We start from the raw sequence: 7,931 nt of genomic DNA on the forward strand, positions 1-7,931 counted from the left end.
GGATTATATATGATAAATTCATTATATGAAGAAGGAACAAAGAATACAATCATTATTTTTTCTATAACGTTTTCAGAATTATGTAATAGTTTACAATTTAATCAAAAATTTACAGAACAGAATTTGCGGATGTGTTATAATTTCATTACACAAAAAATGAAGGAGTCATGATGAAAAAAATACTGATAATCGAAGATGAATTAAATATATATGAACTGATTAAATTTAACCTGGAAACGCATGGGTTTGAAGTCGACGGCGTTCAGGATGGCGGCGAAGCCATTGCAAAGATATTGGAAGTATTGCCGGATCTGATCATTCTGGATCTGATGTTGCCGGGAAAAGACGGCATCAGCATTTGCCGGGAGATTCGTGCCAATAACGTTATTTCCTACATTCCGATTATTATGCTGACAGCAAAAAGTGAGGAATTCGATAAAGTACTGGGGCTTGAAATTGGCGCCGATGACTATATTACCAAGCCTTTTGGGGTCAAAGAACTATGTGCCCGGGTTAAGGCGGTTTTAAGACGGACGGAGATTCTTTTATCCAAGGAGGATGAAGCCATTGTGGTAGGGGATCTTCAAATCGATCCCAAGGCGTTTGAAGTTTATCAAAATGGGGAGAAACTGGCCTTAACCCTTAAGGAATATGAACTGTTGGTTTTTTTGGCCAAACACCGGGGTCAGGTCTTGACCCGGGATCAGCTGCTGGATCAGATCTGGGGTTTTGACTATTACGGAGAAACCCGAACCGTGGATGTCCATATCCGCTATTTAAGAAAAAAAATTGAGGAACAATCTGAAGATGGCAAAAAATATATCGAAACCGTCCGGGGGGTTGGCTATCGCTTTATTGAAAAATAGGAGTCTACAATGAAGAAACGTCTGTCTATTTCACTGACTGTCATTATCATTGTCAGCATCACAATCTGTGGCTTGTTTACGACCATCAGTTATCGTCAAAGTTATTATGCCGACACTGAGAATAACATCAAAAAGAGCAGCAACTATATTATGAATTACCTGCTGCCAGATTTCCTGGAAACGGGAAACAAAGAAAGTTTGGATAATTTTGCTCAAAGTACGAGTGTGAGAATGACGATCATCAATACTCAGGGGGATGTCATCTACGAATCGGTTCAGGGCTTGGGCGACCTGGAAAACCATAAAAATCGACCGGAAATTCACGGCGCAATGGATGGGCAGCAAACAACTGAGGTGCGTTTTTCCAATACCATCAAGGATGAAATGATCTATGTGGCGACCCCTTATTTTGACAATGATCAAGCAGTAAAGGCGGTGCTGCGGATATCGATGCCGGTAAATGCCATGGATGATGCCATGTTTGAAATGATCAACAATATTATTTTTGTGATCCTAACCACAATCATGGCAACGACCCTGCTGATAAATTACTTCATCAACAGGGAAATGAAACCACTGGAAGAAGCCTCAGTTTTTGCCAGAGAAATTGCCTCAGGCAAGTATGGACAGCAACTGACGATGATTCGGGAAGATCAGATCGGAGAGCTGGTGGAATCGCTCAATCAGATGTCAATCCAATTGAACAACTCTTTCACGGAGATGAACCAGAAGAATGCCGAGCTTACGGCGATCTTGTCCAACATGAATCATGGTGTCATTGCAATTGATAAAAAGAACCACATTGTCCATTTAAACGAAGCGGCTCGGAAGGTATTGCGAATTCCCAGAAACGAACACGTGATTGGACATAATATACTGGAAGTTTATCGTGAGTCTTTTATTTTGGAACTGATGAATTATCTGGAGAACGATCCCAGCGAAAAATTAAGCTTTGAATCGCGGATTCATTCAAATCAGATTTTACGGGTTTATATCAACCATATCGAAGAAAATAATAACATCAACGGTCATATTATTATTTTTGAAGATATCACCCTGTTGAAAAATCTCGAAAAAATGCGCCGTGATTTTGTTGCCAATGTGTCACATGAGCTTAAAACCCCGATTACCACCATCAAAGGTTTTATCGAAACCATTCAAGTCAATCATATCACTGATCCGAAAACGCTGGAGCGCTTTTATTCGATTATTTATGAAGAGAGTGATCGACTCAGCCGCCTGGTCAGCGATATTCTGGTTTTATCGCATCTGGAAAACAAAGGTGGATTTGAAAGAAGTTTCGAGCTGCTGCATGTCGAGATGGAAATTAAGCAGATTTTTGATATTTTAAAGTTGTGTGCCGAAGAAAAAGCCATGACTTTGATATTAAACGGTGACGAATCGATTGAATTGGAGTTCGTCGCTGATGAATTCCGACAGATGATGATCAATCTGATCGATAATGCCATCAAATATTCAGAGCCGGGTAACCGGGTGGAGGTCACCATAGCGGAGCAAGAAGAGCATATTATTATTCAGGTTCGGGATTATGGTTATGGGATACCCGAAAAGGATGTAGACCGGATTTTTGAGCGGTTTTACCGGGTGGATAAGAGTCGCTCCAAGGAGAAGGGCGGCACCGGTCTGGGACTGGCCATTGTTAAACACATCGTTCACAACAATCGTGGTACGATTGCTGTGTCGAGTCAGGTAGGCGAAGGAACTGAATTTAAGATTAGCTTGCCGAAATATAAAGATTAACAATGGTTGCCGTTAAACACCCGTACCGATCAATTGTTAATCTGTTGTTCGCTGCGGAATCGGACAGGCGCTGCCGTGTCCGCTCCGATGCGTACAACATGATATAACAATTGTCGGTACTGCTTTATTGCTTATTAAAACAGCCGGTCAGATTCGACCGGCTATTTTTTTTGAGGCAGGTTCAGTTTTGAGAAGATGGTGGTTTTGCCAAGCAGACGCATCAGCTCCCGGGCGGTGACACCAATAAAAATCCCGGTGGGAATGGCCAGTACCATCAGGAATAGAAAATAAAGCAGGAGACTGGTCGTTTGCACAACAATGGCGGCCACGATGACCTGACCGAGATTGTGTGAAATGGCCCCGAAAACACTGACCAGGATAATTGAAATTTTGTCTTTAAAAAAGTGCAAAAGCAAGCTCATGACCAGCAGACTTAAGAGGCCGCCGCCCAGACTGTAGACAATCGAAAAGCCGCCGCCAAAGAGGAAACCCGATAAAAAAATCCGGGCGATCACTACCAGCAGGGTTAGCGGCCAACCCAGAGTCAACAGCGAGACCAGGGTAATAATATTGGGCAGGCCGATTTTGGCTCCGGGAATCGGCAGTGGCAGAGGAATCAAGCTTTCAATATAACTAAGAATCAGAGCCATGGCCACATAAAGACTGAGAATAACCAGTCGGTAGGCTTTTGAAGTCATCAGGAGTCACCAGTGATGACTTCCACAACCAGTTTGTGTGGCAGACAGACAATGGTTTCCCCGGGGCTGGAAATAGGATAGGTTTTGACACAAATATGGTCGGGACAGTCGGCCTCCACCATTTTGGCAGTGCCGTCAGAAATTTCAAGTGTATTAAAACCGGTTGCATCAGTAAAGATTTCGGTGCGATCTTCAGAAAGGGGAAAAATGCCAATAACCTCGCCCTGACGGGTGACTCGAACCGAAAGTGGAGAATCGGTTTTATTGATTAAATAAAAAGCGGCAATGCCGATTAAACTGACAGCAAGCAAGCCGATAATGATGATGATTTCGTTTTTCTTCATGGAAACCTCGTTAATTTTTAATTGAGAACGCTCTTATTTTATCTGAAAAAAACCGGATGGTAAAGACTTTACCATTTTTTTATGCTTTTTTTCAGAGTCTTTGGTATAATACATTTATTTGTTAAAGGAACGGGTGTGATAGATGAAGCAAATCAGCAGAAAAAATTGGGGATGGAAAATTACTGCAACAGGGATTGTTTTTTTACTTCTGGTCGGAGGTTTAACGGGCTGCGATCAGGGAAAAACAGTGTCCCGGAGTGATTTTTTGCTGGATACCTTTGTTAGTATCACCCTTTATGGGGAGTCGGATGAACAATTGCTTGATCAGCCATTTGAACGAATTGAAGCATTAAACAGCAGTCTCACTGCCTTTGAAACTGGCAGTGATCTGGGACTGATTAAAGAGAATGCCGGTATCAAGCCTGTTACTGTGTCCGAGGATACTTACCGCATCATTGAAAAGAGTCTGGAATACTCTAAAAATTCCGGTGGATATTTTGATGTGACCATCGGTCCGCTGGTTGATCTCTGGGGGATTCACTCACCAGAAACCAAAGAAGCCCCGACTCAAGAGGCAATTGACGCCGCGAAAGCCAAAACCGATTATAAGAAGATAATCTTAAGTCCAGATGATCAGTCAGTTTATTTAACCGAAGCGGGGATGGCAGTGAATCTAGGGGCGATCGCCAAAGGTTATATTGCCGATGAGGTGATGGCGGTTCTTAAATCTGAAGGGGTGAAGCATGCGATTGTTAATCTCGGTGGGAATGTGCTGGTGATGGGAGGAAAAGCTGATAACAGCGATTTCGGGGTTGGTGTTGAAGATCCCAGAAATCCAGGAAATGGATATTTGGGAGTATTATCCATCAAGGATGGATCGGTCGTGACTTCGGGGGATTATCAGCGCTATTTTGTGGATGCGGCCGGAAACAAGTACCATCATATTCTTGATCCCTTTACCGGCTATCCCGCCAACTCGGGGCTGATTCAGGTCACTGTGGTTACGAATGCCTCCATCGATGCGGATAGCCTATCGACAACGCTGTTTTTATTGGGCTTGGATGAAGGGCTGAAGAAAGTTGAAGCACTGCCGGATGTGGAGGCGATTTTTATCACCAGTGAAAATAGGATTGTGGTTACCAGTGGTTTAAAAGACAGCTTTGTGTTTGATCAAGCGAATTATGGCGATACCTACACCATCACTTTCCGCTGACCATTTTGTGAGTTTGACAGGAGTGCGATGGCGGTAGGCGTAGTAATGAATGAAAAAAGAAGGGCAAGAATGGAAGTTAGTGAGCAATTAAAAATTTATCAAGATGAAGCAAGTAAACTGCGGCGGGATCTCCATCGGATCCCCGAAGAGGGTTTTGATTTACCGAAAACTCAGGAGTATTTGATCAACTATCTGACAGACCTGGGATACCAGCCGGAGAAAGTCTGTGAAACGGGTCTTGTATTATATATTAACGGACAATGCGATGACGATGCGATTGCCTTTCGAGCCGATATGGATGCCCTTTGCATTCGGGAAGAAGCCAATCACGAATACATTTCGAGGCATCCCGGATGGATGCATGCCTGCGGACATGACGGACATATGACGATGAATCTGTTGCTGGCAAAATATTTGGCTGATTTTCCCGAGCAACGAAAAAGAAGTGTACTGCTTATTTTTCAGCCCGGCGAAGAAGGGCCCGGGGGAGCAAAACCGATGATTGATGCCGGGATCTTTAACAAATATCCGGTTAAAGCCATTTTTGGTTATCATCTGTTTCCCTTTATTGAAGAAGGTAAACTGGCAACAAAAGCCGGGCCGATGATGGGTCAAAACAGTGAGTTTTTTATCACTGTGCATGGGCTCAGTGGTCATGCTGCGGAACCACAACGGTCAATGGATGCCATTGTTGCCAGTGCGTCATTAATTACCTGTTTACAGAGTATCGTCAGTCGCAACACCAATCCCATGGAAAGTGTGGTGATCTCAATTGGCTTACTCAATGGGGGAACCCGGGTAAATGTTGTGGCCGATCAGGTTAAGCTGGGCGGGACGATCCGTTCATTTAGTGAAAAAAGCCATCAGAAGCTCCATCGACGGATCGAGGAAGTTGTCAAAGGGGTTGAACTGACCCACGGCTGTCATATTGAGCTGGAGTTTGTCGAAATGTACCCGCCAGTGATTAACGATGAACGGCTTTATGAGATTTTTAAAGAGCAGATCCCCCAGGAAAACCGAGTTCGATTTCGAAAAGTCATGTTATCTGAGGATTTTTCGTTTTTTCAGAAAGAAGTGCCGGGTTTATACATCGGCTTAGGAACTGGCAACGAAGAAAAAGGATTTAACAAAAATCTGCATACAGCAGACTTCAATTTTGACGAGCAGGTCTTACTAAGGGGCCTTGACACATCACTACAAATGATCAACTACTCAAAAAAATACTAACACAGGAGAACAAAAATGTACGAAGAATTTGCACAGGTTTATGATGAACTGATGAAAGAAATTGATTATACAAAATGGTCCGATTATATTCAGCGGTTATTTTTAAACAGCAAACGTGAAATAAAAAATGTTATGGAATTTGGCTGTGGCACCGGAAATATCACCTGCAATTTGGCCCAGGCAGGGATCAATATGACAGCAGTCGATTTATCCGAAGCGATGCTGACTGTGGCAGACGAAAAAGCAGACCGCATGGGGCTCAAAAATATTCAGTTCTATTTAGGTGATATGAGCAACTTTCAAATCAATCAAACATTCGATGCAGTTATTTCCTGCTGTGATAGTGTTAATTATTTACCCGATCTGGCAGCCTTACAGAGCTTTTTTCTAAGTAGTTATGAATGTCTGGAAAATGAAGGGATTTTGCTTTTTGATGTCAATACAGTGACAAAATACAAAAAAACCATTATGGATAATACCTATGTCTATGATTTGGATGATATTTTTTGCGTTTGGGAAAACGAACCACATTTTGACGAAAATGCAATGCATTTCAATCTGACATTTTTTGAAAAGAATAAGAATGGCACCTATAATCGTCATGAGGAGACCCAGATACAGTATTTCTATACCATTGAAGATATTCATCGCTGTCTGGTCAACATTGGTTTTAAAAATATGAAGTATTATGATTTTGGAACCTTTATGCAAGGCAGCAATGAAGGTGAACGGATTCAGGTGATTGCCGAAAAAAGATAAAATTAAAAAAAACGATAAAAATGGTTGACAATTAGTTTTTACTGCCGTATAATAACGCTTGTATCTCAACTGATGGTCGCATAGCTCAGCTGGGAGAGCACCTGCCTTACAAGCAGGGGGTCACAGGTTCGAGCCCTGTTGCGACCACCATTTTTATACATGCGGCCTGGTAGTTCAGTTGGTTAGAATGCCAGCCTGTCACGCTGGAGGTCGAGAGTTCGAGTCTCTTCCAGGTCGCCATAAGTATTATCCCAATTTCTTTCAGAAATTGGCCAGAAGTTGAGCACAAGCGAGACGACAGTGGTAATACTTACGCATTTTGATTGAAAACTCATCCGACTAGGATGAGAAGAGTTTTCAATTAAAATACGATCCAATAAAAAGCGAATAGCAATTCACTGCTGCCCCAAGGTTAATGGAGTTCTCCAATTATTGGGTAATTAACCACGGCGTGGCAATGTTATGCGTCGAACTTTAAACGTTTAACACAAATGAAAACAAACAACCTATCTTAATTATTTGCCCAGATAGCTCAGTCGGTATAAGTAGAGAACCAAAAATGCACGAATGTAATGAGTGGACATTTTTGTGTGAATCACTTAGTTAGGCAGACAAATGTGTTGCCGAAACGATTGAAGACGAACAAGCCTTTTTTATTACACGCCCAGATAGCTCAGTCGGTAGAGCAGGGGACTGAAAATCCCCGTGTCGGTGGTTCGATTCCGCCTCTGGGCACCACCATGATTAGCGGAAGTGGCTCAGTGGTAGAGCATCGCCTTGCCAAGGCGAGGGTCGCGGGTTCAAATCCCGTCTTCCGCTCCATTTTGATCAGGCGCCATAGCCAAGTGGTAAGGCACGGGTCTGCAACACCCTCACCCCCAGTTCAAATCTGGGTGGCGCCTCCAAAAAAAAACAAAAAAATAGCTTGACATTTAAAAGTAACGACGGTATAATTTAAAAGCTTCTTAAGTGGGAGCAACGGTCATAGAAAAGAGAATAGTACCATAAAACCTGTAAAACAGCCAAAACATCTGCGAGGGTGAATGCGGCTAAATAGAAACAG

The 7,931-nt window shown here is 42.8% G+C and carries 7 protein-coding genes and 5 tRNA genes; 10 read left to right on the top strand and 2 right to left on the bottom strand.

Annotated features, from left to right (window positions below):
* Positions 1 to 170 precede the first annotated feature (170 nt).
* Together B3F51_RS11355 and B3F51_RS11360 are read left to right on the top strand one after the other, a co-directional pair.
* Entirely contained in the window at positions 171 to 866 is a 696-nt protein-coding gene (locus B3F51_RS11355; protein WP_276495648.1) for a winged helix-turn-helix domain-containing protein, read from the top strand.
* A 9-nt stretch (positions 867 to 875) separates the two neighbouring features.
* Positions 876 to 2,627 carry an ATP-binding protein gene (locus tag B3F51_RS11360; RefSeq protein ID WP_286947173.1) on the top strand — a complete coding sequence of 584 codons (1,752 nt, stop codon included), beginning with the start codon at positions 876 to 878 and terminating at the stop codon, positions 2,625 to 2,627.
* 161 nt (positions 2,628 to 2,788) lie between these two features.
* On the opposite strand, the gene B3F51_RS11365 is transcribed toward B3F51_RS11360, so the two are convergent.
* Both B3F51_RS11365 and B3F51_RS11370 read right to left on the bottom strand, forming a co-directional pair.
* Positions 2,789 to 3,325, bottom strand: coding sequence for a Gx transporter family protein (locus tag B3F51_RS11365; RefSeq protein WP_070370184.1), 537 nt, complete (start codon positions 3,323 to 3,325; stop codon positions 2,789 to 2,791).
* A complete protein-coding gene (locus tag B3F51_RS11370) occupies positions 3,325 to 3,669 on the bottom strand; it encodes a NusG domain II-containing protein (RefSeq protein ID WP_286947175.1) in 345 nt (114 codons plus the stop codon). Before B3F51_RS11370 ends, B3F51_RS11365 begins: the two co-directional genes overlap by 1 nt.
* A 142-nt stretch (positions 3,670 to 3,811) precedes the next feature.
* On the opposite strand from B3F51_RS11370, the gene B3F51_RS11375 reads away from it, so the two are divergent.
* The 8 genes from B3F51_RS11375 to B3F51_RS11410 all read left to right on the top strand — a co-directional run bounded on the left by B3F51_RS11375 (position 3,812) and on the right by B3F51_RS11410 (position 7,773).
* Positions 3,812 to 4,882 carry an FAD:protein FMN transferase gene (locus B3F51_RS11375; protein WP_148637552.1) on the top strand — a complete coding sequence of 357 codons (1,071 nt, stop codon included), beginning with the start codon at positions 3,812 to 3,814 and terminating at the stop codon, positions 4,880 to 4,882.
* Between the two features lie 69 nt (positions 4,883 to 4,951).
* The gene (locus tag B3F51_RS11380; RefSeq protein ID WP_228882205.1) at positions 4,952 to 6,109 is read left to right on the top strand and encodes a M20 metallopeptidase family protein; all 1,158 of its coding nucleotides are present in this window, start codon (positions 4,952 to 4,954) and stop codon (positions 6,107 to 6,109) included.
* A gap of 15 nt (positions 6,110 to 6,124) precedes the next feature.
* A complete protein-coding gene (locus tag B3F51_RS11385) occupies positions 6,125 to 6,868 on the top strand; it encodes a class I SAM-dependent DNA methyltransferase (protein WP_070370187.1) in 744 nt (247 codons plus the stop codon).
* A gap of 74 nt (positions 6,869 to 6,942) precedes the next feature.
* A tRNA-Val gene (locus B3F51_RS11390) sits at positions 6,943 to 7,018 on the top strand.
* 13 nt (positions 7,019 to 7,031) lie between these two features.
* Positions 7,032 to 7,108 (top strand) — tRNA-Asp (locus B3F51_RS11395).
* 422 nt (positions 7,109 to 7,530) lie between these two features.
* Positions 7,531 to 7,606, top strand: a tRNA-Phe gene (locus B3F51_RS11400).
* 9 nt (positions 7,607 to 7,615) lie between these two features.
* Positions 7,616 to 7,690 (top strand) — tRNA-Gly (locus tag B3F51_RS11405).
* 9 nt (positions 7,691 to 7,699) lie between these two features.
* Positions 7,700 to 7,773: transfer RNA gene (locus B3F51_RS11410), tRNA-Cys, on the top strand.
* Positions 7,774 to 7,931: the final 158 nt, after the last annotated feature.

The sequence above is a fragment of the Acetobacterium sp. UBA5834 genome, from assembly GCF_002435675.1.
Taxonomy (GTDB): Bacteria; Bacillota; Clostridia; order Eubacteriales; family Eubacteriaceae; genus Acetobacterium; species Acetobacterium wieringae.

Bases quoted from the DNA above. Each gene is read 5' to 3' on its own strand.
- B3F51_RS11355 (WP_276495648.1), top strand. From the start codon at position 171: ATGAAAAAAATACTGATAATCGAAGATGAATTAAATATATATGAACTG.
- B3F51_RS11360 (WP_286947173.1), top strand. From the start codon at position 876: ATGAAGAAACGTCTGTCTATTTCACTGACTGTCATTATCATTGTCAGC.
- B3F51_RS11365 (WP_070370184.1), bottom strand. From the start codon at position 3,325: ATGACTTCAAAAGCCTACCGACTGGTTATTCTCAGTCTTTATGTGGCC.
- B3F51_RS11370 (WP_286947175.1), bottom strand. From the start codon at position 3,669: ATGAAGAAAAACGAAATCATCATCATTATCGGCTTGCTTGCTGTCAGT.
- B3F51_RS11375 (WP_148637552.1), top strand. From the start codon at position 3,812: ATGAAGCAAATCAGCAGAAAAAATTGGGGATGGAAAATTACTGCAACA.
- B3F51_RS11380 (WP_228882205.1), top strand. From the start codon at position 4,952: ATGGAAGTTAGTGAGCAATTAAAAATTTATCAAGATGAAGCAAGTAAA.
- B3F51_RS11385 (WP_070370187.1), top strand. From the start codon at position 6,125: ATGTACGAAGAATTTGCACAGGTTTATGATGAACTGATGAAAGAAATT.